At 56.6% G+C, this 23553-nt stretch carries 24 protein-coding genes and 1 other RNA gene; 15 read left to right on the forward strand and 10 right to left on the reverse strand.

Annotation, left to right across the window (positions count from 1 at the left end):
- The first annotated feature begins 174 nt into the window (after nt 1–174).
- The 4 genes from hupB to M989_RS19215 all read left to right on the forward strand — a co-directional run bounded on the left by hupB (nt 175) and on the right by M989_RS19215 (nt 3570).
- Nucleotides 175–447 (forward strand): nucleoid-associated protein HU-beta, encoded by a 273-nt coding sequence (hupB, locus tag M989_RS19200; protein ID WP_002444653.1) that lies wholly within the window; start codon nt 175–177, stop codon nt 445–447.
- Between the two features lie 213 nt (nt 448–660).
- Nucleotides 661–2535 carry a peptidylprolyl isomerase gene (gene ppiD, locus M989_RS19205; RefSeq protein WP_064547928.1) on the forward strand — a complete coding sequence of 625 codons (1875 nt, stop codon included), beginning with the start codon at nt 661–663 and terminating at the stop codon, nt 2533–2535.
- 148 nt (nt 2536–2683) lie between these two features.
- Nucleotides 2684–3061: a helix-hairpin-helix domain-containing protein gene (locus M989_RS19210; RefSeq protein WP_064547930.1), complete on the forward strand. Its 378-nt coding sequence runs from the start codon at nt 2684–2686 to the stop codon at nt 3059–3061.
- A gap of 110 nt (nt 3062–3171) precedes the next feature.
- Nucleotides 3172–3570: a YbgC/FadM family acyl-CoA thioesterase gene (locus M989_RS19215; protein WP_064547932.1), complete on the forward strand. Its 399-nt coding sequence runs from the start codon at nt 3172–3174 to the stop codon at nt 3568–3570.
- Between the two features lie 134 nt (nt 3571–3704).
- On the opposite strand, the gene queC is transcribed toward M989_RS19215, so the two are convergent.
- Together queC and M989_RS19225 are read right to left on the reverse strand one after the other, a co-directional pair.
- Nucleotides 3705–4400 (reverse strand): 7-cyano-7-deazaguanine synthase QueC, encoded by a 696-nt coding sequence (gene queC / locus M989_RS19220; protein WP_064547933.1) that lies wholly within the window; start codon nt 4398–4400, stop codon nt 3705–3707.
- A 67-nt stretch (nt 4401–4467) separates the two neighbouring features.
- Entirely contained in the window at nt 4468–6168 is a 1701-nt protein-coding gene (locus tag M989_RS19225) for an SgrR family transcriptional regulator (protein WP_064547935.1), read from the reverse strand.
- A gap of 99 nt (nt 6169–6267) precedes the next feature.
- Here M989_RS19225 and cof point away from each other — a divergent pair, with 99 nt between their 5' ends.
- The gene (gene cof, locus M989_RS19230; RefSeq protein ID WP_064547937.1) at nt 6268–7086 is read left to right on the forward strand and encodes an HMP-PP phosphatase; all 819 of its coding nucleotides are present in this window, start codon (nt 6268–6270) and stop codon (nt 7084–7086) included.
- A gap of 45 nt (nt 7087–7131) precedes the next feature.
- Here the strand turns inward: cof and M989_RS19235 are convergent, their stop codons facing one another.
- Nucleotides 7132–8184, reverse strand: coding sequence for a PLP-dependent cysteine synthase family protein (locus M989_RS19235; RefSeq protein ID WP_064547939.1), 1053 nt, complete (start codon nt 8182–8184; stop codon nt 7132–7134).
- A gap of 113 nt (nt 8185–8297) precedes the next feature.
- Here M989_RS19235 and M989_RS19240 point away from each other — a divergent pair, with 113 nt between their 5' ends.
- From M989_RS19240 to amtB, 5 genes are all read left to right on the forward strand, one after another.
- The gene (locus M989_RS19240; RefSeq protein WP_064547940.1) at nt 8298–8756 is read left to right on the forward strand and encodes an Lrp/AsnC family transcriptional regulator; all 459 of its coding nucleotides are present in this window, start codon (nt 8298–8300) and stop codon (nt 8754–8756) included.
- A 23-nt stretch (nt 8757–8779) separates the two neighbouring features.
- Entirely contained in the window at nt 8780–10555 is a 1776-nt protein-coding gene (locus M989_RS19245) for a SmdA family multidrug ABC transporter permease/ATP-binding protein (protein WP_064547942.1), read from the forward strand.
- Complete coding sequence (locus M989_RS19250) at nt 10548–12326, forward strand: SmdB family multidrug efflux ABC transporter permease/ATP-binding protein (RefSeq protein WP_064547944.1); 1779 nt, start codon at nt 10548–10550, stop codon at nt 12324–12326. Before M989_RS19245 ends, M989_RS19250 begins: the two co-directional genes overlap by 8 nt.
- A gap of 208 nt (nt 12327–12534) precedes the next feature.
- Nucleotides 12535–12873, forward strand: coding sequence for a P-II family nitrogen regulator (gene glnK, locus M989_RS19255; protein WP_004858743.1), 339 nt, complete (start codon nt 12535–12537; stop codon nt 12871–12873).
- Nucleotides 12874–12906: 33 nt separating this feature from the next.
- Nucleotides 12907–14193 (forward strand): ammonium transporter AmtB, encoded by a 1287-nt coding sequence (amtB, locus tag M989_RS19260; protein ID WP_064548126.1) that lies wholly within the window; start codon nt 12907–12909, stop codon nt 14191–14193.
- 149 nt (nt 14194–14342) lie between these two features.
- Here amtB and tesB read toward each other — a convergent pair whose 3' ends face one another.
- On the reverse strand, nt 14343–15203 hold the full coding sequence (gene tesB / locus M989_RS19265; protein ID WP_064547946.1) for an acyl-CoA thioesterase II: 861 nt from the start codon (nt 15201–15203) through the stop codon (nt 14343–14345).
- A 218-nt stretch (nt 15204–15421) separates the two neighbouring features.
- Between tesB and M989_RS19270 the strand changes: the two genes are divergently transcribed.
- Nucleotides 15422–15922 carry a YbaY family lipoprotein gene (locus M989_RS19270; protein ID WP_064547948.1) on the forward strand — a complete coding sequence of 167 codons (501 nt, stop codon included), beginning with the start codon at nt 15422–15424 and terminating at the stop codon, nt 15920–15922.
- A 75-nt stretch (nt 15923–15997) separates the two neighbouring features.
- On the opposite strand, the gene M989_RS19275 is transcribed toward M989_RS19270, so the two are convergent.
- Nucleotides 15998–16309: an MGMT family protein gene (locus tag M989_RS19275; RefSeq protein WP_064547950.1), complete on the reverse strand. Its 312-nt coding sequence runs from the start codon at nt 16307–16309 to the stop codon at nt 15998–16000.
- A 165-nt stretch (nt 16310–16474) separates the two neighbouring features.
- On the opposite strand from M989_RS19275, the gene ffs reads away from it, so the two are divergent.
- From ffs to M989_RS19290, 3 genes are all read left to right on the forward strand, one after another.
- Nucleotides 16475–16571: signal recognition particle sRNA small type (gene ffs, locus M989_RS19280), an RNA gene on the forward strand.
- Nucleotides 16572–16879: 308 nt separating this feature from the next.
- Nucleotides 16880–17128, forward strand: a complete 249-nt coding sequence (locus M989_RS19285) for a hypothetical protein (RefSeq protein WP_064547952.1) — start codon at nt 16880–16882, stop codon at nt 17126–17128.
- Nucleotides 17125–17340: a hypothetical protein gene (locus M989_RS19290; protein ID WP_064547953.1), complete on the forward strand. Its 216-nt coding sequence runs from the start codon at nt 17125–17127 to the stop codon at nt 17338–17340. The genes M989_RS19285 and M989_RS19290 overlap by 4 nt, the downstream gene beginning before the upstream one ends.
- Before the next feature lie 90 nt (nt 17341–17430).
- On the opposite strand, the gene yczR is transcribed toward M989_RS19290, so the two are convergent.
- Entirely contained in the window at nt 17431–18858 is a 1428-nt protein-coding gene (gene yczR, locus M989_RS19295) for a MocR-like transcription factor YczR (RefSeq protein ID WP_157093576.1), read from the reverse strand.
- Between the two features lie 87 nt (nt 18859–18945).
- Between yczR and yczE the strand changes: the two genes are divergently transcribed.
- Entirely contained in the window at nt 18946–19575 is a 630-nt protein-coding gene (yczE, locus tag M989_RS19300) for a membrane protein YczE (RefSeq protein WP_064547957.1), read from the forward strand.
- A gap of 63 nt (nt 19576–19638) precedes the next feature.
- On the opposite strand, the gene M989_RS19305 is transcribed toward yczE, so the two are convergent.
- The 4 genes from M989_RS19305 to M989_RS19320 form a co-directional block, all read right to left on the reverse strand.
- Nucleotides 19639–21204, reverse strand: coding sequence for an EAL domain-containing protein (locus M989_RS19305; RefSeq protein ID WP_064547959.1), 1566 nt, complete (start codon nt 21202–21204; stop codon nt 19639–19641).
- Between the two features lie 95 nt (nt 21205–21299).
- Nucleotides 21300–21959 (reverse strand): methionine ABC transporter permease, encoded by a 660-nt coding sequence (locus tag M989_RS19310; protein WP_064547961.1) that lies wholly within the window; start codon nt 21957–21959, stop codon nt 21300–21302.
- Nucleotides 21956–22747 carry a methionine ABC transporter ATP-binding protein gene (locus M989_RS19315; protein WP_064547963.1) on the reverse strand — a complete coding sequence of 264 codons (792 nt, stop codon included), beginning with the start codon at nt 22745–22747 and terminating at the stop codon, nt 21956–21958. Before M989_RS19315 ends, M989_RS19310 begins: the two co-directional genes overlap by 4 nt.
- The gene (locus M989_RS19320) at nt 22744–23550 is read right to left on the reverse strand and encodes a MetQ/NlpA family ABC transporter substrate-binding protein (RefSeq protein WP_064547965.1); all 807 of its coding nucleotides are present in this window, start codon (nt 23548–23550) and stop codon (nt 22744–22746) included. Before M989_RS19320 ends, M989_RS19315 begins: the two co-directional genes overlap by 4 nt.
- Nucleotides 23551–23553 lie beyond the last annotated feature (3 nt).

Genomic DNA, 23553 nt, shown 5'->3' on the forward strand with positions numbered 1-23553 from the left:
TGGCAAGCGTAAACTGACTTGCCAGCCTTTTTTTGTCTCGCTAATTTAGACGGCTGGCAGGTGTGTCGTCGACAACGGGTGTTGTAAGGGCATGGGAGTCCTGATATAACTGCTCCGCGATCGCACCGTGAAGGACTCAGGTGCGATATAAATAATAAAGAGAGGAAGAGAACAGTGAACAAATCTCAACTGATTGACAAAATTGCTGCTGGCGCGGATATCTCCAAAGCTGCAGCTGGACGTGCGTTAGATGCTTTAATTGCTTCTGTTACTGAATCTCTGCAAGCTGGGGATGACGTTGCGCTGGTAGGTTTTGGTACCTTTGCTGTCAAAGAGCGTGCTGCCCGTACTGGCCGCAACCCTCAGACCGGTAAAGAGATCACTATCGCTGCCGCGAAAGTACCAGGCTTCCGTGCAGGTAAAGCACTGAAAGACGCGGTAAACTGATCGCTTTCCCGCTAAGGGAATGTGGCAAAGTACAAGGGCGCATCATCTGATGTGCCTTTTTTTATGGCTTATTGCCTACTTTTAAGCGTTTATATGCGGTCTGTGCTGACAACCGCCCCGGTTTCTTGTCAAAATACGCCCTCACGCGTAGCGGCCACACGTGGTATGCTGCACGAGGTATAAAAGTCACCTACAGCGGAGTGTTGTTACACCATGATGGACAATTTACGCACGGCAGCCAACAGTGTCGTGATCAAAGTCATTTTCGGTCTCATTATCGTGTCGTTCATTTTGACCGGCGTGAGTGGTTACCTGATTGGCGGTAACAATAATTTTGCCGCGAAAGTGAATGGCCAGGAAATTGGTCGCGGCCAGTTTGAAAATGCCGTTGCCAGCGAACGTAACCGTATGCAGCAGCAGCTTGGCGATCAGTTCTCTGAACTGGCGGCCAACGAAAACTACATCAAAACAATGCGTCAGCAGGTGCTGAACCGCCTGATCGACGAAGCGCTGCTGGATCAGTATGCAAAAGACTTAGGTCTTGGCATCAGCGATGAGCAGGTGCGTAAAGCGATTTTCGCCACCCCGGCGTTCCAGAATGAAGGCAAATTTGATAACGCCCGCTATACCTCGCTGGTGAATCAGATGGGCATGACGCCTGACCAGTATGCTCAGGCGCTGCGTAATCAGTTAACCACTCAGCAGCTGATTAACGCCGTAGCAGGTACGGACTTCATGCTGCCGGGCGAAACCGACCAGCTGGCGGCGCTGGTATCCCAGCAGCGTCTGGTGCGTGAGGCAACCATCGACGTCAACGCTCTGGCGGCAAAACAGCAGGTGAGCGATCAGGAAATTTCCAGCTACTACGAGCAGAACAAAGGTCAGTTCGTGGCACCGGAACAGTTCCGCGTCAGCTACATCAAGCTGGATGCAGCGGCAATGAGCCAGAATGTCTCTGACGACGACATCCAGGCTTACTATGACCAGCATCAGGATCAGTTCACCCAGCCGCAGCGTAACCGCTACAGCGTGATTCAGAGCAAAACCGAGGCGGATGCTAAAGCGGTTCTGGACGAACTGAACAAAGGCGCTGATTTCGCCGCGCTGGCGAAAGAGAAGTCTACGGATATTATCTCTGCCCGTAACGGCGGCGACCTCGGCTGGATGGAAGAGTCCGCCACCGTGGACGAACTGAAAAATGCTGGCCTGAAAGAGAAAGGTCAGCTGTCTGGCGTGATCAAATCCTCCGTGGGCTTCCTGGTCGCACGTCTGGATGACGTTCAACCTGCGGTGGTAAAACCGCTGGCGGACGTACGTAAGGACATTGCTGACAAAGTGAAGCAGGAAAAAGCGCTCGACGCGTTCTATGCGCTGCAGCAGAAAGTCAGCGATGCGGCCAGCAACGATAACGACTCTCTGGCGGGCGCAGAGCAGGCGGCCGGCGTTAAAGCCGTCGAAACCGGCTGGTTTGACCGTAACAATCTGCCTGCCGAGCTGAACTTCAAACCGGTATCCGACGCTATCTTTAACGGCGGGCTGGTTGGTGAAAACGGCATGCCGGGCAGCAACTCTGATATCATCACCGTCGATGGCGATCGCGCCTTCGTACTGCGCGTGAGCGAGCATAAAGCCGAAGCGGTGAAACCGCTGGCCGACGTGAAAGCGCAGGTGACCGATATCGTTAAGCACAACAAAGCCGAACAGCAGGCGAAACTGGACGCTGAGAAGCTGCTGGTGGCGCTGAAAGACGGTAAAGGCGACGAGGCGATGAAAGCGGCGGGTCTGAGCTTTAGCGCCAGCAAAACGCTGAGTCGCGCGGGTCAGGATCCGCTGAGCCAGGCGGCCTTCGCACTGCCGCTGCCGCAGAAAGATAAACCAAGCTTCGGTATCGGCAACGATATGCAGGGCAACGTGGTTCTGCTGGCGCTGGACGAAGTGAAAGCCGGCGAAATGCCGGAAGCGCAGAAAAAAGCCATGGTGCAGGGAATTACCCAGAACAACGCCCAGATTGCTTTCGAAGCGATGATGAACAACCTGCGTAAATCCGCGAAGATTAAGCTCGGCGATATCATCGACCAGCAGCAATAATCGGAACGCTCCTCGCATAAATTTGTAATGCGCTGAACATATCAAAGGCCGCTTTCGCGGCCTTTTCCACATTTAAAATCTGCCTTTTGCACGGTTTTCTGCCACTCGTTATGGTGCTCTGGTCATCAACCAATAAGGAGACATCAACATGAAACGTGGAATCAAATTGTGTGTTATCGCCGCGGTTATGGCCTGTGCCGGAATCACCTTCAGCGCGCATGCCGCCCAGTCCTCGACGGCGAAAACACCGGAGGTGCAGACCAAAGCCAGCAGTGCATCGGGGGAACAGGCAAAGGCGGCACCGGGTAATAAGACCGCTGAGGATGAAGGTACCCGGGTCAGCATCAATACGGCGTCAGCCGAAGCGCTGGCCCAGGCGATGAATGGCGTCGGTTTGAAGAAGGCGCAGGCCATCGTCAGCTATCGCGAGGAGTACGGTCCCTTCAAAACGGTGGACGATCTTAAGCAGGTTCCAGGGATGGGCAGTTCACTGGTTGAGAGGAATCTGGCTCACCTCACGCTTTAATTTGCGTTGACGGTTTGCACTCGTCTGAAAATTTGCCAGACTAAAGAGGTCATACCAGTGGTGTGACCTCTGACTCTATTCATAATTTAAAATAACAAGGCTATGGCGCTATGCAGACACAAATCAAAGTTCGCGGTTATCACCTGGACGTGTACCAACACGTTAACAACGCCCGCTATCTGGAGTTTCTCGAAGAGGCCCGCTGGGACGGGCTGGAAAACAGCGCGGGGTTCCAGTGGATGAGCGCGCACCACATTGCCTTCGTGGTCGTGAATATCAACATTAACTATCGTCGCCCGGCGGTGCTGGGCGACGTGCTAACGGTGACCAGTAAGGTCGAGCAGCTAAACGGTAAAAGCGGCGTACTCAGCCAGGTGGTGACGTTAAATCCTGAAGGTCAGGTGGTGGCCGATGCGCTGATCACCTTTGTGTGTATCGATCTGAAAACCCAGAAAGCGCTGCCGTTGGAAGGCGAGTTGCGGGAGCATCTGGAAGCAATGGTTGAGTAACGTATTGAGCCTGAAGGTAGCGTAATCTGTAGGCCAGATAAGCGAAGCGCCATCAGTCGGCGCAGCGCAGATGCCGGATGGCGGCGTTGCCTTATCCGGCCTACAATCCTGTTTTATCGATAATGTCTCCAGACTTATTTCAGCCCGGTTTTTTGTTTCATCGCGGCCATCACGCCCGGCTTATCCGCCAGATAATGATTCAGCCCGTTCGCGCGAAGATTGCAGGCCGCGCAGTGGCCGCAGCCATCACCCTTAATGCCGTTGTAGCAGGTTAGCGTCTCGCCGCGCACCATATCCAGTTTGCCCCAGTAGTCCGCCAGCGCCCAGGTTTGCGCTTTGTCCAGCCACATCAGCGGCGTTTCAAAGCGAATATCCTTTGCCATACCCAGGTTCACTGCGTGATTGAGGGCCTTCACGAACTCGTCGCGGCAGTCTGGGTAGCCGGAAAAATCGGTCTCGCACACGCCGGTAATGACTGCTTCTGCCTGCACCTGATAAGCGTAAATCGCCGTCAGCGTCAGGAACAAAATATTGCGCCCCGGCACGAAGGTGTTAGGAATGCCAGCGGCACTGGGTTCATAGTCCGGTACCGGAATGCTGTCGCGGGTCAGGCTACTGACCGCCAGTTCGTTCAGCAGCGTGACGTCCAGCACCTTGTGCGCGCGGGCACCTAGCTTTAAAGCCAGTTCGCGGGCGACGTCAATTTCGGCGCGGTGGCGCTGACCATAATCAAACGTGACGCAGTGAACTTCATCATATTGATGCAGCGCCTGCACCAGGCATGTAGTGGAGTCTTGTCCACCGCTAAAGACGACAACGGCACGTTTCATGGTTTTTCCTGTCTGTGAATCTGAAAGCCGCTATGGTAACGCCTGCGCGCCGCGGCGACCAGCTTCTTCACCGCGCGGTGGGCGGCAGCCAGGCCGCGCTAAAATCAAACCAGCCGCGGGCGTTAAGGCGTATGCCGTTAACCCCCGGCGGCGCGCTGACCTGGTACTGGTAGTTAAACAGCGGCGTCAGGATGGCATCACTCATTAAGCGCGTAAAAATACGCTTCAGCGCGGCAATTCGCTGGGCGTCATCGGGTAAGGCCTGCGCTTCATCCAGCGCCGACTGCACGCGGGAAGCCTGTGAATCGGTAAACAGCGCGGGCCACAGCGCGTCGCAGCGTAGCCATTGTTCCAGTGCATATTCCGGCATTTCACCGATGAGCCTGTCGCCCATAAACAGGTCGGCCTGGGGCAGGTGGGGGCAATCGGTCCAGCTTTTGGCATCGTAGAACAGTACCGTTAATTCACAGCCTTGCCGCGCGAGTGCGATTTTCAGCTCCTCCGCCATCGTATGCAGTTCGACCGGCAGGTGATAGAGCAGCGTGAGGCGGGAAGGCAGGGCGACCTCATCGTCTTCCGGCACCAGCGGGATATCCCAGCCTGGCAGCATCTCTTCGCTTGGCGTTATCAGATTTTCGCCTAGCGGCAGGCTTTGCAGCAGCCCGGAACGGTGAATTAGCGCGATGACTCGCTGCGCCTGCGCCATGCTTAGCCGCGGGCTCTGACGCAACGCCAGATAGCAAAAGCCGAGGCTAATACTGTGGCTGACTAGCCGTAGCTCGCCCAACTCTTCCGGCTTGCCAATGGCTATCTGCACCGGATGCTGGCAGATGGTGCCGAGCCCCTGCTCGAACAGCTGCGGCGTGATCCAGTACTCGATCGCCTGGAGCAGCGGATGGCTTTGATGATAGTGATGATGGCTCTCGATACGCACCAGCTCAGGCTCGAAGATTTTCAGCATAAAGGGGCCGCTCCCTTGCTCGGGGTCGTCGGGATGCGCCAGCACGCTGCAGTAGCTGGCCAGCCGGTGCGGTAGCCAATAGTCCGGGCGATGCAGGATAAAGCTCAAGCACTGAGGATGGGTTTGGGTAATGTCCTTCACGCTGGCGAACAGCTTTGCCAGCTCCGGTAGTTCAAAGAGCATCAGCAGACGGCGACGTAGCTGTTCCGTCTCGACCACATCACCGTTGTGCCAGTGCAGCGTCGAGCGAATGTAGAACTGCCAGTGCAGCCCGTCCGGGGAAACCGACCAGTGGTGAGCCAAATCCCCCTGCGGCTGAGAGGCTTCGTGATTGAAGCGGGTCAAACCTGAATAGATCTGTCCGGCCAGGTGTTGCTCTGCACGCCCGGCGAGGAAACCGGGATGTAGCGGTTCCAGCGGTCGATAGTAGGGAATACGCAGCGTTGGGGTGTTGTTTTGCCACTGACCGCCGAGAAACGGATGCAGTAGCGCCCGCAGCTCAACCGGGGCAATTTGCGCCAGTTCCAGCGCATTGTGCTGCTCCCCGCGGTTGAGCGCGGTCTCCATCATCTCATTGCGCAGCGCCTCTGGCGTGGTATGAAAACGTAGCTGACCACGCTTACCGCGCCCGGACTGCGCCTGCCAGCTGAGCCAGCCGGCGTCCTGCGCCTGGCGCAGCAGCGTGCGCACATGGCGCTCGCTGCAAAAGCAGCGTGCAGCCAGCTCGGAAATGGTGGCCTGCTGATCGTCACCCTGCGACGGCAGCCACAGACGCTGGAACTGATTTAACCGATTTAACAGTCGCATAAAAACCCGGAACAATAAAAATGAAGTATTCAGTATTACTTCCGTATATCCCAGCAGATACTGGCTGACAAGAGAGAGCGATCACAGGCGGGAAAAATCATGGCAAGACTGGCGGCGTTTGATATGGATGGCACACTGTTGATGCCAGACCATCGTTTAGGCGAGAGAACCGTTGCGGTATTGAAACGGCTGCGCGAACGGCAAATTACGCTGACTTTTGCTACCGGGCGTCACGTGCTGGAGATGCGTCCGCTGGTCGACACGCTTTCGCTGAACGCGTTTTTAATCACCGGTAACGGGACGCGTATTCATACCCAACAGGGCGAAGTGCTGTACCGCAGCGACCTCGCTGCAGACGTCGCCGAGCAGGTGCTGCATTCCTACTGGGACACCAAAGCCAGCATGCACGTCTTTAACGATAACGGCTGGTTCACCGGGCACGAGATCCCGGAATTGCTCAAGGCGCACGTATATAGCGGTTTTTCCTACCAGCTGCGCGATCTACGGCGGATCCCGGCGCATCAGGTGACCAAGATTTGTTTCTGTGGCGATCACGACGATCTCTGCCGCCTGCGTATTCAACTAACCGAAGCACTGGACGATCGCGCCGATATCTGTTTCTCAGCGATAGACTGTCTGGAAGTATTGCCGCGCGGTAGCAATAAAGGCGCGGCGCTGACGGTGCTGGGCGACCATCTTGGTGTCGGCATGGAAGAGTGCATGGCTTTTGGCGATGCGATGAACGACCGTGAAATGCTGGGGCTGGTGGGCCGCGGCGTGATCATGGGCAACGCAATGGGGCAGCTTAAAGCCGCGCTGCCTCATCTGCCGGTTATCGGAAACTGCAACAACCAGGCGGTTTCCCACTATTTAACGCATTGGCTGGATACACCAAATCTACCTTATTCCCCCGAATAGAGAGACTTGCCAGCAAGCCCGACATCTGATGATGCCGGGCTTTTTTTATTGGGCGATGAGCTGCTCGATTTCACGGCGCCACGGCGCGATATCACCGATATTGTTCGCGACCCACTGCGCATTGTAATAGGTGTCGAGATAGCGCTCTCCGCTGTCGCACAGCAGCGTGACGATCGAACCGCTTTTCCCTTCGGCGCGCATTTGCGCAGCCAGCTGCAGCGCGCCCCACATATTGGTGCCGGTAGAGGCACCCACTTTGCGGCCTAACTGGGTTTCCAGCCACTGTGCTGTCGCTACGCTGGCGGCGTCCGGCACGCGCAGCATGTCATCGACGACGTCCGGGATAAACGACGGTTCGACGCGCGGGCGGCCAATACCCTCGATTTTACTGCCGACGCTGCCGCGTAGGCTGGCATCGCGGTGCTGCCAGTAGTCGAGGAAGACTGAATTTTCCGGATCGACGACCAGCAGTTGCGTGTTGTAGCCCTGGCAGCGAATGTAGCGCCCAATGGTGGCGGAGGTGCCGCCGGTCCCCGCGCTCATCACCACCCATGACGGCACCGGATTCGGTTCGTGAGACATCTGACGGAAAATGCTGTCGGCAATATTATTGTTGCCGCGCCAGTCGGTGGCGCGTTCAGCGTAGGTGAATTGATCCATATAATGGCCGTTCAGCTCGCGGGCCAGCTTTTCCGATGCAGCGTAGATTTCACAGGCGCTCTCCACAAAATGGCAGCGACCGCCGTAGAACTCAATCTGCTCAATTTTACGTTTCGCCGTGCAGGCAGGCATGACCGCAATAAACGGCAGCCCCAGCAGGCGAGCAAAATAGGCTTCGGATACCGCAGTGGAGCCGGAAGAGGATTCAATAATCGTCGTACCTTCCTGAATCCAGCCATTGCACAGCCCGTAGAGGAACAGCGAACGCGCCAGGCGGTGCTTCAGGCTACCGGTGGGGTGGGTACTTTCATCTTTCAGATACAGCTGAATACCGGGGAAAGCGGGCAGCGACAAACGAATCAGATGCGTATCGGCGCTGCGTTGATAGTCGGCGTTAATTTCGCTAATGGCATTTTTGACCCAAGTGCTATTCATCATCATCTTTCCGTTTGTCATTTTGTGCCCAGCTTAGCGAAAACGGCAGAAAAAATTGTTGCCATCTGGCCTTTAAAATACAATTAAGAGAGAAAATTTTTCTCTCGGTGAAGGTAATGTTAGATAAAATTGACCGAAAGCTGCTCGCCTTGCTACAGAATGACTGCACGCTCTCTTTGCAGGCGTTAGCGGATGCCGTTAATCTGACCACCACGCCATGCTGGAAACGGCTAAAACGGCTGGAAGATGACGGCGTGCTGCTTGGGCGTGTGGCGCTGCTGGATCCGGAAAAACTCGGTTTAGGGTTGACGGCGTTCGTACTGATTAAAACCCAGCATCACAGCAGCGACTGGTACAGCCTGTTTGTCAGCGAAGTGACGCAAATGCCAGAGGTGCTCGGCTTCTGGCGCATGGCCGGGGAGTATGATTACCTGATGCGCGTGCAGGTTGCGGACATGAAACGCTACGATGATTTTTACAAAAGCCTGGTGAATCGCGTCCCCGGACTGTCGGACGTCACCTCAAGCTTTGCGATGGAACAGATTAAATACACCACAGCACTTCCCATCGAATAACTCTATCTCTGGAATTTTACTGCGTGCGATTATTTGCTCAACTTAGCTGGTACTTTCGTCGGGAATGGCGTCGCTATCTCGGCGCCGTGGCCCTGCTAATTATCATTGCCATTCTTCAGCTGATTCCGCCAAAAGTGGTGGGGATCGTGGTTGATGGCGTGACGCAACACCACTTTACGGCGGGTAAGCTGATGATGTGGGTTGGCACTATGGTCCTGATTGCCGTGGTGGTCTATCTGCTGCGCTACGTCTGGCGCGTGCTGCTGTTTGGCGCGTCCTACCAGTTGGCCGTCGAACTGCGTGAAGATTTCTATCGTCAACTTAGCCGCCAGCATCCGGAATTCTATCTGCGCCACCGTACCGGCGACCTGATGGCGAGGGCCACCAACGATGTTGACCGCGTGGTCTTCGCCGCCGGAGAAGGCGTGCTGACGTTGGTGGACTCGCTGGTGATGGGCTGCGCGGTGCTGATTGTCATGTCGACCCAGCTGAGCTGGCAGCTTACCCTGCTGGCGCTACTGCCGATGCCTATCATGGCGCTGGTTATCAAGCGCTACGGCGACCTGCTGCACGAGCGCTTCAAAGTGGCGCAGGCGGCGTTCTCCAGTCTTAACGATCGCACTCAGGAGAGTCTGACCAGCATCCGTATGATCAAAGCCTTCGGCCTTGAAGATCGGCAGTCCGCGCAGTTTGCCGCCGACGCGGCGGACACCGGGGTGAAGAACATGCGTGTTGCGCGTATCGATGCGCGCTTTGACCCAACGATTTATATCGCTATCGGCATGGCGAATCTGCTCGCGATAGCGGGTGGCAGTTGGATGGTGATGCAGGGCGATCTGACGCTCGGCCAGTTAACCAGTTTTATGATGTACCTTGGGCTGATGATTTGGCCGATGCTGGCGCTGGCATGGATGTTCAATATTGTCGAGCGCGGCAGCGCAGCCTATAGCCGCATTCGCACTTTGCTGGCGGAAGCGCCGGTGGTGAATGATGGCGTCCAGCCGGTGCCGGAAGGGCGCGGTACGCTCGAGGTGGCGATACACCGCTTTAGCTACCCGCAAACGGACAAACCGACCCTTGAAGAGGTTAACGTCACGCTGAGACCGGGGCAAATGCTGGGCATCTGCGGGCCGACCGGCTCAGGGAAATCGACGATTCTGGCCCTGATTCAGCGCCACTTTGACGTAGATGACGGCGAGATTCGTTTCCATGATATTCCTCTACGCCAGCTTCAGCTTGACGCCTGGCGTAGCCGTCTGGCGGTTGTCAGCCAGACGCCGTTCCTGTTCTCCGATACGGTGGCCAGCAATATCGCGCTCGGCTGTCCGAGCGCCACTCAGCAAGACATTGAACGCGCGGCAAAACTGGCCTGCGTGCATGAAGATATTCTGCGTCTGCCGCAGGGTTACGACACCGAAGTGGGCGAGCGCGGCGTGATGCTTTCCGGCGGGCAGAAACAGCGTATTTCGATCGCCCGCGCGCTGCTGCTGGACGCTGAAATCCTGATCCTCGACGATGCGTTGTCGGCAGTCGATGGCCGTACTGAGCATCAAATATTGCATAACCTGCGACAGTGGGGCGAAGGGCGGACGGTGATTATCAGCGCCCATCGCTTATCGGCGCTGACCGACGCCAGCGAGATCATTGTGATGCAGCATGGGCATATTGCCCAGCACGGGCAGCATGAACAACTGGCTGCGCAGGCGGGCTGGTATCGTGATATGTATCGTTATCAACAGCTGGAAGCCGCGCTGAACGACGCGCCGGAAGAAGAGAAACCGGAGGAAGTGAATGCGTAGTTTTGGGCAACTGTGGCCAACCTTAAAACGGCTGCTGGCCTACGGCTCGCCGTGGCGCAAGCCGTTGTCGATTGCGGTGGTAATGTTGTGGATCGCAGCCGCCGCCGAAGTGAGCGGGCCGCTGCTGATCAGCTATTTTATCGATAACATGGTGGCGAAAGACATTTTGCCGTGGGGGAAAGTGGCCGGTCTTGCGGCGGCCTATATTGGCCTGCAACTGCTGGCCGCGACGCTGCACTATAGCCAGTCGCTGCTGTTTAACCGCGCGGCGGTCGGCGTGGTGCAACAGCTGCGAAGTGACGTGATGGACGCCGCGCTGCGCCAGCCGCTAAGCGAATTTGATACCCAGCCGGTTGGCCAGCTCATTTCGCGAGTGACCAACGACACCGAAGTGATTCGTGACCTGTATGTAACCGTGGTCGCCACGGTGCTGCGCAGCGCGGCGCTGATTGGCGCCATGCTGGTGGCGATGTTCAGCCTCGACTGGCGCATGGCGCTGGTGGCGATTGCTATTTTCCCGGCGGTTATGACGGTGATGGTGATTTATCAGCGTTACAGCACGCCGATCGTTCGCCGGGTGCGCGCGTATCTTGCCGACATCAACGATGGCTTTAACGAAGTGATTAACGGCATGAGTGTGATCCAGCAGTTTCGCCAGCAGGTGCGCTTTGGTGAGCGTATTGGCGAGGTCAGCCGTTCACACTATATGGCGCGTATGCAAACCCTGCGGCTGGACGGCTTCCTGTTGCGCCCGCTGCTGAGCCTGTTTTCCTCGCTTATTCTCTGCGGGCTGCTGATGCTGTTCGGTTTTAGCGCCCAGGGTTCTATTGAAGTCGGCGTGCTGTACGCCTTTATTAGCTATCTGGGGCGTCTGAACGAACCGCTGATTGAGCTAACCACCCAGCAGTCGATGCTGCAACAGGCGGTGGTCGCCGGTGAGCGCGTCTTTGAGCTGATGGACCGCCCGCGCCAGCAGTATGGCGATGATATCGCCCCGCTAGCGAACGGTGATATTGATATTGATAACGTGTCGTTTGCCTACCGTGGCGACAAAATGGTGCTGCAAAATATCTCGCTGTCGATTCCGGCGCGGAGTTTTGTGGCGCTGGTCGGGCATACTGGCAGCGGCAAAAGTACGCTGGCCAGCCTGCTGATGGGCTATTATCCGCCGAACGCGGGGGAGATTCGCCTCGGCGGGCGTCCGTTGTCGAGCCTGAGCCATCAGGTACTGCGCCAGGGGATCGCCGTGGTACAGCAGGACCCGGTGGTGCTGGCGGATTCGTTCTTTGCCAACGTCACGCTGGGGCGTGATATCAGTGAGGCGCAGGTCTGGCAGGTGCTGGAAACGGTGCAACTGGCGGAGCTGGCGCGCAGCATGAGCGACGGTATCTATACCCATCTTGGCGAGCAGGGCAATAACCTTTCGGTTGGGCAGAAACAGCTGCTCGCGCTGGCTCGCGTGCTGGTTGATACCCCGCAGGTGCTGATTCTCGACGAAGCGACCGCCAATATCGACTCCGGCACCGAGCGCGCTATCCAGCAGGCGCTGGCCGCCGTGCGTCAACACACCACGCTGGTGGTGATTGCTCACCGTTTATCGACCATTGTGGAGGCGGACACCATCATGGTGCTTCATCGTGGGCAGGCGGTAGAGCAGGGGACGCATCAGCAACTGCTTGAAGCAAAAGGGCGTTACTGGCAGATGTATCAACTGCAGTTGGCCGGTGAAGAACTGGCCGCCAGCGCTCAGGACGATGCTTTGACCGCCTGATGCACCAGAGACAGGCATTTTTCTAACAGAATGCATTGGTGACGCGCATCATGCACTCGCATGGTGCGTTTTTCTTTTTTGTCGCGCGATTTCCCGCACACCATCCCTGATTATCCCGCATGAATGCCGTTTTTTCATTTCTGGCACGCCCCTTGCTTTATCTGTTGTGTGTTCGCAGCCACTACCGAATTCTGACTGGAGGGGATCTATGAAGCTGGTTACCGTGGTAATCAAACCATTCAAACTCGAAGACGTTCGCGAAGCGCTGTCTTCTATTGGCATTCAGGGCTTAACGGTGACGGAAGTAAAAGGCTTTGGTCGCCAGAAGGGTCATGCAGAGCTTTACCGCGGAGCGGAATACAGCGTCAACTTCCTGCCGAAGGTAAAGATTGATGTGGCTATCGCCGACGATCAGCTTGATGAAGTCGTCGACGTTATCAGTAAAGCCGCTTATACCGGAAAAATTGGCGACGGTAAGATTTTTGTCGCCGAACTGCAGCGCGTAATCCGTATTCGTACCGGCGAAGCCGACGAAGCGGCGCTGTAATTCCCAGACAGCACAGTGATAGGGATCGAGATGATGAAAAAAACAATGGTAAAAACGGGGTTGAGCGCGCTGGCGCTGTTGCCGGGTCTGGCGATGGCGGCACCGGCGGCGGTGGATAAAGCGGATAACGCCTTTATGATGATTTGTACCGCGCTGGTGCTGTTTATGACCATTCCGGGCATTGCGCTGTTCTACGGCGGCCTAATTCGCGGTAAGAACGTGCTCTCGATGCTGACGCAGGTTGCGGTCACCTTCGCACTGGTGTGCGTGCTGTGGGTGGTTTACGGCTACTCGCTGGCCTTCGGCACCGGCGGCAGCTTCTTCGGTAGCTTCGACTGGATCATGTTGAAAAACATTAAAATCACCGATCTGATGGGATCCTTCTATCAGTACATCCACGTGGCGTTCCAGGGCTCCTTCGCCTGCATCACCGTGGGGCTGATTGTGGGGGCGCTGGCGGAACGTATTCGTTTCTCTGCGGTACTGATTTTCGTGGTGATTTGGCTGACGCTCTCCTACATCCCAATCGCCCATATGGTGTGGGGCGGCGGTCTGCTGGCGAGCCACGGCGCGCTGGACTTTGCGGGCGGCACGGTGGTGCACATTAACGCGGCGGTAGCCGGTCTGGTGGGCGCTTACCTGATTGGTAAACGCGTAGGCTTCGGTAAAGAAGCCTTCAAACCGCACAACCTGCCGATGGTGTTTATCGGTACGGCGATCCTCTATTTTGGCTGGTTCGGCTTCAACGCCGGTTCCGCCAGCGCGGCGAACGAAATTGCCGGTCTGGCCTTTGTGAATACCGTTGTCGCGACCGCAGCGGCGATCCTTGGCTGGGTCTTCGGCGAGTGGGCGCTGCGCGGCAAACCTTCGCTGCTGGGTGCCTGTTCCGGTGCAATTGCCGGGCTGGTGGGCATCACTCCGGCGTGCGGTTATATCGGTGTCGGCGGTGCGCTGATTCTGGGTATTGTGGTGGGGCTGGCCGGTCTGTGGGGCGTGACTTCCCTGAAACGCTGGCTGCGTGTGGATGACCCCTGCGACGTGTTCGGTGTCCACGGTGTGTGCGGCATCATCGGCTGTATCCTGACCGGTATCTTTGCTTCAACCGCGCTGGGCGGCGTGGGGTACGCCGAAGGCGTCACCATGAGCCATCAGGTTCTGGTGCAGCTGGAAAGTATCGCCATCACTATCGTTTGGTCTGGCGTGGTGGCCTTCATCGGTTATAAAGTGGCGGATCTGACGGTGGGTCTGCGCGTGCCGGAAGAGCAGGAGCGTGAAGGTCTGGACGTCAACAGCCACGGCGAAAACGCTTACAACGCCTGATAACGCCTGATAACGCCTGTAACCCGGCCGAGCATGGCGAAGCCGGGGAACCGCCGACACTGAAGTTTGCGCCTCATTCGACGGACCATGAGTTATCTCCAAAGCCAAAAAAGCCTCCCATTGGGAGGCTTTTTTGTGCGTGAAGCGCATTAGCTGCGGTTACGCATAACGCCTTCCTGCACCGTCGAGGCGACCAGCACGCCATCCTGCGTATAAAATTCGCCGCGTACAAAACCGCGCGCGCTGGAGGCCGAGGTGCTTTCCACGCTGTAGAGCAGCCATTCGTTCATGTTGAACGAACGGTGGAACCACATCGAGTGGTCGATGGTCGCCACCTGCATGCCCGGCTCGAGGAAGCCAACGCCGTGCGGCTGCAGTGCCACCGGCAGGAAGTTAAAGTCCGAGGCATAGCCGAGCAGATATTGGTGGATGTGCAAATCATCCGGCACCGCACCGTTAGCGCGCATCCACACCTGGCGACGTGGTTCCGCGACGTGCCCTTTCAGCGGGTTGTGGAACTCAACCGGGCGAATTTCCAGCGGCTTATCGCAGAGAAACTTTTCTTTGGCCTGCGGCGGCAGCAGATGCGCCAGCGAACGGGCGATGTCGGTTTCAGAAGGTAGACCGTCCGGCGATGGCGCAGCTGGCATGCTTTTCTGATGCTCGTAGCCTGGCTCCGGCGCCTGGAAAGAGGCGGTCATATAAAAGATCGGTTTACCGTGCTGAATGGCCGCGACGCGTCGGGCGCTAAAACTGTTGCCGTCGCGCAACACTTCGACGTCGTAAACGATCGGTTTCTGGCTATCGCCCGGACGCAGGAAGTAGCTGTGGAACGAGTGTACCAGTCGATCGCTCGGGACCGTCTCTTTCGCGGCATACAGCGCCTGGCCAACCACCTGCCCACCAAAGACCTGACGCAGACCGAGATCCTCGCTCTGGCCGCGGAACAGACCTTCTTCAATTTTTTCCAGATTTAGTAATGTCAGCAGATTCGATAGCGCCTGGCTCATTGATACCCTCTATATTTTTACTGTCACAGCGTCAGGTGAATGTTTCCATTATAACGCAGTTTCGCCAGTGGTCCGATGGGTTCAATTATCTGAATAATGGGGCATTTGCAGGCATTAATGTGAAATATGTGCCACACTTGAGCGGTAAAAGTTGTTAAGGCATTGTCACTCAATTGAGAAAACAGCCTTAATTTGAGTGAGCGAAAAGGAGAATGCTAATGAAACTCGTGCCGATCTTAAGCGGTTTGGCAATTGCGCTGACCCTCGCGGGCTGTGCAAAGACTCACCAGCAAAGTCAGAATCAGCCCCCTGCGCCAGAAGCAGCGGCTCAGGCTGCGGCGGTTTCGGGGCCGAATGTCTCCGGTAACGTATGGATTCGCCAGAAAGTGGCGCTGCCGCCGGAAGCGGTGCTGACGGTCACGCTGTCGGATGCTTCACTGGCCGATGCGCCGGCAAAAGTGCTGGCGCAGAAAGTGACCCGTACCGAAGGTAAGCAGGCGCCGTTTAGCTTTGTGCTGCCGTATAACCCGGCAGATATTCAGCCTAACGCCCGCATCCTGTTAAGCGCGGCGGTGACCCTCGACGGTAAACTGCTGTTTATTACCGATACTATCCAGGAAGTCATCAACCACGGCGGTACCAAGGCCGATGTGACGCTGGTTCCGGTACAGCAAACCGCGGTGCCGGTGCAGGACACCGCGCCGGTTCAGGTGCCGTAAATGAAAATGCCCTCCACGTGAGGGCATTTTTTTGTTCGTCGCAGAGTGGCTGCCAGGCGCTGCGACGCCAGAATCTCAATATCGCCAGCGATACTTCTGCATATCAATTTGCCCGCACCCCGATACCTGTACCCCCTCAGCCAGCAGCGCCTGACGCTGGCGCTGAAGATCCGGCCCGGTAAGCGATATTGCACCGTGACGGTTTACCACCCGGTACCACGGCAGCGTTGAGCCTTCCGGCAGGCGTTTGAGCACGCCGCCAACCTGACGCGCCGCGCGCGGGGAGCCTGCCAGCCGGGCGACATCACCGTAGGTCGTCACATAACCTTGCGGAATGGAGGCGACGATTTGCCAAACGCGCTGGGGGAAAGAGTCTAAAGCATCCATAGTCAGTTCCTGAAGGCAGAACCTTTAGCATAATCAGCCTGATGTCCCGTGTGAAGGGCGGATTGCGCAAGAATCCAGCAGGTAGAAGCGGATAGCTTGCAATTGCCTGCTTCAGCAGGGATAATGCGCCAGCGCGTTGGGTAACAACGCTCTCAATGGGGGCTCTGTTGGTTCTCCCGCAACGCTACTCTGTTTACCAGGTCAGGTCCGGAAGGAAGCAGCCAAGGCAGATGACGCGTGTGCCGGGATGTAGCTGGCAGGGCCCCCACCCATTTGTATTTCCTCTTCTTTTTCATTCTCGGTCGTGTTATTAATCCTTTTTATTATTAGGGTTATTCTCGCCTGCGCGTCAATTAAGTTTCATTTATTTGTCATAATACTGTCATATATGCGTCATAAATTGTATTTAAATTAATATTGGGTATTTATATTGCTCGTCGTGTATAAAAATATATTTGTGGAATGTGTTGTGGAGTTCATGTATTAGTTATTACAGAAATAATACACAAAACCATTTTTCAGTGGTTAACACACGCGTTCGGGATGACGCGTTGCGACGGGAAGGTAAACATGACGACTGCAGTGCTAAACGTAAAAATTGATGAGACCGTAAAAGAGAAACTTCGCCATTATGCTGAGGCCAATGGCCTGACTTTAGGCGCTGCGGCAGAGAAGCTGCTGCTGCTAGGCTTTACGGCGGAAGAAGAGGCGGGTGTATGTGAAGACGACATCGATAGCCAGCATACCGAAGAGGATGTCGCGCCATTTACACCTAAAGAAATCAAAGCATTACGTAAATTACTGAAGAAGAAAAAATGAAACAGCAACCGACAATAGCGTGTAACTATACTGAAGCCTGCGCTCTGTTACGCTCGGGCTACGTCAAGCATGTTCTTCTCAACTGGAACGTCGGCAGCGATGAATTCTTTCGTATCGCCTCTGACTGGTGTGATACCGGCGCAAAGATTAAGAAAGAGGGTGAATCTTTCGTTATTTCACTGAAAGGCTTTCCGATTCCTCCGCAGCACTAATATATTCTTTTATTTGGCGTTATCTTTTTAAAGAATATATCAGCGCCAGGCCGGTTTCGTTATTGGGTGGCGAGATAGGTATGCGCACGGCTAGATTATTTTTCGCATCTTATTTCCCCCGGACTGGCCTGCTAACGTTGCCCATATTGGCTGCAACGTGGTGAACGCGCGACGCAGCGTTTCGTCATCCAGGGTGAAGGGGAGACGTAAATTTCGCTCGCCGCTCCCGGCCAGACCAAAACGCGTTCCCACGCCAATATGAACCCCGCTGCCTTCCGCGCGTGCGGCAAAACGCGTCGCCATCATTTCCGGTAGTTCAACCCAAAACGACAGCCCGCCCTCCGGCATCCTGAATTTCCACTGTGGGAAATACTCCTGCATCAGCGAGGCGCACATGTCGCGGCGGGCTTTCAGTTGATGACGTCTTGCGGGCAGCAGAGTACTTTCGTTTTCCAGTAGCCAGCAGGTGGCCAACTGTTCCAGCAGCGGCGAACCTAAATCCAGGGTATCCCGGGTCTGAATCAACGCGGCAATGGTTTGTGACGATGCGCGGATCCAGCCCAGCCGTAATCCGCCCCAGAAGCTTTTGCCGGTTGAACCCACGCTAATAATCGGCGCCGCGCGGTTAAAGGCCGCCAGCGGAGGCGGCGGCGGCGCGTTGTACCATAAATCGACCATGGTTTCGTCAACCACCAGCGTCGTGCAGGTGCGGGCCGACAGGTCGGCAACCGTCTGGCGCGTGGCGTGGTCCATGCATTGCCCGGTGGGATTTTGAAAATCGGGCATCAGATACGCCAGGCGCGGAGCGGTCTGCGCAATGATCGCCGCCAGTCCGTCGGTATCCCAACCCCGGTCCGGCAGCGGCAGGGCAACCGGACGACAGGACGCGCCTTCAATGGCGGAAATCGCCAGCGGATAGGTGGGCGTTTCCACCACCACCCGATCGCCCGGCCCGGTCAGGTAGCGCAGAATCAGCGCTAGCCCGCTGACCGCACCGTTGACCAGCATAATTTCATCGGCGTGAGTGGCCAGACCGCGAGCGGTGTAGCGCTGGGCAATCGCCTCGCGTAACACGGGCAGGCCATGCTGATCGTAACCTGTCGTGGCAAGGTACTCCGGCAGCATCGATAGCGCGTGGCTATAGGCCTGATGGATTTCTGCTCCCGCCGCCAGCGCGGCGGTAGAAAGATTCAGCGTTGGGGCGGCAGTTAAGCGCGGCGTATGCCGTTGGTTCTCTCCGGCTAGTCTCACCGTCGACCCACTGCCCTGGCGACTCTGCACGTAACCTTCATCACGCAGCTGCGCCAGCGCGCTGGCAATGGTCGTACGGCTAACGCCCAGCGCGCTGGCGAATTCGCGCTCGCCTGGCAGACGGGTATCCAGCGGCAGTCGGCCATCAAGAATCAGCAACCGCAGCGCATCGGTAAGCTGGCGCCAGAGCGGCGTGGAGGAGGGGCTTTCCTGCCACTGGCCGAGCAGGCGAACTAATGATTGGGTGGCAGAACGTCGACGCATCAGAGCAGTCCACTTTTTAAAAACTGGTCATTAATCATAATGCCATTTTTGTCGATGATGAAAGCATCAATACGACAGGCAGAGGTATTTATGTTACGCCGACTGATTCAGCTTTATATCGGATTAATACTTTACGGCGTCTCGACTGCCGTTTACGTGCGCGCCAACCTGGGAGCCGACCCGTGGAACGTTTTTCACCTGGGCGTTGCCGGACTGGCATCGATGGATATTGGCATGGTGATGATCCTCACCGGAGCGGCGGTACTGTTGCTGTGGATCCCGCTGCGCCAGCGTCCGGGGCTTGGTACCATCAGTAACGTGATTGTGCTCGGGCTGGCGGCAGACGCGACGCTGTCGCTAATGCCACCGCTGGAATCACTCTGGCTACGAGCCGTGCTGTTGCTGCTGGCGGTGGTGCTGAACGCGCTGGCCACCGGGATGTATATCGGCGCAGGGTTTGGCGCGGGCCCGCGTGACGGCCTGATGACGGGGATCTACGCCCGGACCGGCTGGCCGATCCGGCGGATTCGTACCACTATCGAAATCTCGGTGTTGTTGATTGGCATTGTACTGGGCGGCGCGTTTGGCATCGGTACCGTGCTGTACGCGCTGGCGATTGGCCCATTGATCCAGATTTGCCTGCCGTGGTTCCAGCTACCCCGCGTGACTCCGCCAACTCTGATTAACGCTGATCCTAACGGTATCAGACCCGCGCGCTGATGCCATGTTGGGCAGCGATAGCGGCGACGCAAGGCAGGATGATGCAGATTCTCCTGTCTTATATCAAGTAGCGTGCGCCCGGAGATTGTTCTCCGCCCAGAGAATAAAGGCCTCTTTCGGTAAGGCTTTGCTGTAGAGCCAGCCTTGTCCGAACTGAACGCCGTGCTCTTGCAGCCATGCCTCCTGGCAGGTGGTCTCAATGCCTTCGGCCACGATATTCAGCTGTAGCGTTTTCGCCATCTCGATGATGTAGGGCGTCACCTGCGCGTACTCCAGCGCATCAACGAAGGATTTATCCAGTTTTAAGGTATCGACCTCCAGATCCTGAAGATAGCGCAGGCTGGAATAACCGGTACCAAAGTCATCGATATAGATTGCGTGTCCCGCCTGGCGGTAGGCGTGAATTGCCGGCAGCGTGGTTTTCGGGTCGGCAAAGCCGCGCTCGGTCAACTCCAGCGCCACCTGCTGCGGCTGTACCTGCCAGATTCGCAGCTGCTGGTGTAGCAGAGTTTGTAGCACCACCGACTGAAAATCAGCGACTGAGAGATTAATCGATACGTGTATATCAGGATGCAAACTTAGCCATTTACCCAGATCGCGGAAGACCGTTTTGACGACGTTTTCGGTCAGTGCGGTAATGAGCCCGCATTGTTCTGCAAGTGGAATAAAAATCTCCGGTGAGAGATAAGTGCCGTCCGGTTGTTTCCAGCGTGCGAGCGCTTCACAGCCCACCACTTTACCGTCGCTTAGCGACACGATGGGCTGGTAGTTAACGGTAATATCGGCGTTGTTCAACGCATCCTGCATTCGCTGTTTTGGTGATTGCAGGCGTTTCAGCACCCGCAGAATCAGCCAGCAGGCAAGCAGGCTGATGACCATGCCCGCGGGAACCCAAATCATCAGTTGGTGACGTAAACGCGCCGACAGCGGGAGGGTGGACGACCAGGTCATAATCGTCACCTGTATTTCGGGGAACTGACGTACGGTGTAGACGACGTTGTTGCTGGTCAGCGATGACAGATGTTCCTGCTTGATACGCTGCCAGGCCTGTTGGTCGAGCGGCGCGCTGCTGGCGAGCACGCGGTTGTTAAGGGTGCTGATCAGCGCGACCTGGGTGGTCGAGTTGGTAAACGGAATGATGTCAATAAACGAGACAGGATCGATAATCACCATATGGTGTTCAGAGGCGAATGCCGCCATATAACGCTGAATGCCCAGATCGTTCCTCTCGGTGTACCAGGCGCGATAGCCGGCGGGGATAATGCGGTCCGGAGGGGGGAAGGTAAAACCGGTGCCGTTACTTTCCAGCGACGAACATTGTACGGTATTGCCATTGAGATACAGTACTTCCTGGATATAGCGCCAGGAGTAGGAGAGACGGCGCATGGCCTGCAGGTGTTCCGGACCACACCCGGACACGTTGAGTGAATCCATTTCCCGCAGCGCGCCTTTTGCCTGATTCATGACCTGCTCGGTGCGAATAAATACCCGGGAGGCGTAGGTCTCCTGCTCATCGATAAACTGATTGTGCGCTTCTCGTTGGGCGAGCCAGACACTTAGCAGTATCGGCAAGAAAATCGCCAAAATAAGCACGCCGGTTATCAGACCGACCAGATGTCGAGTTGTCACAGCCAGTCCTTATCCTGGGCAAATTACGACAAGTATACCTGACAATCCAGACGGTTATTACGCGAAATCGCTTCGTTTGTTCAAATGACGGCCGCTTAGCGCCGATGCGCCAGTGAACGTACCAGTCTGTCGCCACCCATCTGCACGGCCTGTACCATCAGCACCAGAATCAGCACGGTGCCGACCATAATCTGATCGTTAAACCGCTGATAACCGTAGCGAATGGCTAAGTCGCCCAAACCGCCCCCACCGATAACGCCGGCCATTGAGGAGAAACCGATCAGCATCACGATGGTGAGCGTGGTGGCAGCCAGCAGCGCGGGCAATGCTTCGGGGAGTAGCGCTTTGGCGATGACGTGCCAGACGCTGCCACCCATCGATAACACCGCTTCAATCCGCCCGTAGTCCACTTCATCCAGCGCGTTTTCCGTCAGGCGAGCGAAGAAGGGAAATGCGCCGATGGTAATGGGCACAATAGCCGCGGTGCTGCCGAGCGTGGTGCCCACCAGCAGGCGGGTAAAGGGGATCAGCGCAATCAGCAGGACAATAAACGGCAGCGAACGACCGGTATTGATGATGGCACCCAATACAGCGTTAAGACGCGGCATCGGCACCAGCCCATGACGGCGCGAAATAAACAGCAACACGCCCAACGGCAGGCCAATCAGCACGGTGAACAACACGGCCAGCCCGACCATGTACAGCGTCTCCAGCGTGCCGTTGACCAGCAGCGGCCATAAATCTTCCCAGCTCATGCGACTATGCACAATTGTCTCCTGTCGAGGCCATGACGCGCCAGGAAGCGGCGCTCTTCATCGCCATCCCCCAGCAAAATATCGCGCAGGCGCGACCACGGAGAGGCCAGCAGATCGGCAATTTTGCCACTCTCCTGTAGCTCGCCGCCTTCCAGTAGCGCCACGTGATCGCAGAGATTTTTCACCACTTCCAGCTGGTGGGTAATCAGGACAATCGTTAGCCCAAGCTGGCGGTTAATGGTTTCCAGCAGCGCCAGCACGCTGGCGGTGGTTTCAGCGTCGAGCGCGCTGGTCGCTTCATCGCACAGCAGTACGTCGGGTTCCGCCGCCAGCGCGCGGGCAATGCCCACGCGCTGTTTTTGGCCCCCGGAAAGCTGGGAAGGGAAGGCGTCAGCCTTGTCGCTCAGTCCCACCAGCGCCAGCAGTTCGGCGACGCGTTGTTGCCGCTGCGCTTTCGCGATGCCGGCAATTTCCAGCGGCACCGCGACGTTGTCAGCGACGCTGCGGGCGTGTAATAGGTTGAAGTGCTGAAAAATCATGCCGGTGCGCAGACGATGGGCGCGCAGCTGCGCCTTATCGTACTGCGTAATATCTTCTCCGTTGAACAGGACGCGGCCCGCGCTGGGCTGCTCCAGTAAATTGAGGCAACGAATCAGGGTACTTTTACCTGCGCCGCTGCGCCCGAGTATCCCGTAAATCGCCCCTTTCGGAACGCTAAACGACACGTTGTTGAGTGCCGGTTGGCCGCCTCCGGCATACTGCTTGCTCAGCCCTTCAATGACGATCATGATTTCGGGGCACTAACCGGAATAACCGAGCCGTTGTAGTGCTGGCGAATAAATTCCGCCACCTGCGGCGAGGTCAGATCTTTAGCCAGCTCTTTGATGCGCGGATCGTTAGCTAACTGCGGGTTGGTGACCAGAATATTGGCATATGGGTTATGTTCGGCGCTCTCCAGCCCCAGCGCGTCTTTCGCCGGCGTCAGCCCAGCTTCCAGCGCGTAGTTACCGTTGATTACGGCCAGGTCGACGTCATCCAGAGAGCGCGGGATCTGCGGCGATTCCACTTCCAGAATCTTCAGCTTATGCGGGTTCTCTACGATATCTTTTGGCGTTGCCAGCGTGGTGGCCGGGTCGGTAAATTTGGCCGCGAGCTTAATCAGCCCTTTGCTTTGCAGCAGGAACAGCGCGCGGCTCAGGTTGGTGGTGTTGTTGGGTACCGCCACGGTAGCCCCTTCCGGCAGCGACTGCAGATCTTTGTGCTTGTGCGAATAGATGCCCAGCGGCTCAATGTGTACCGTCGCGGCGACGGCGAAGGTTTTCCCCAGCGCCTTTTCCTGATCTTTCAGATACGGCACATGCTGGAAGTAGTTAGCGTCGACATCGCCGTTGGCCAGCAGTTCGTTGGCGTTAACGCCGCTGGTCAGCTCAACGATTTTCAGATCCAGCTTCGGATCCTGCTTTTTAATAAAGTTAAGGATTTCTGCATGTGGAACCGGGTCAGCAGCGATGCGCAGCGGCTCGGCAGAAGCGCTCCAGGCCAGAGAAAGAGACAGTGCAACCCCTGCCAGTTTGAATGCGGCATGTTTCATGGT

The sequence above is a fragment of the Kluyvera georgiana ATCC 51603 genome, assembly GCF_001654985.1.
Taxonomy (GTDB): Bacteria; Pseudomonadota; Gammaproteobacteria; order Enterobacterales; family Enterobacteriaceae; genus Kluyvera; species Kluyvera georgiana.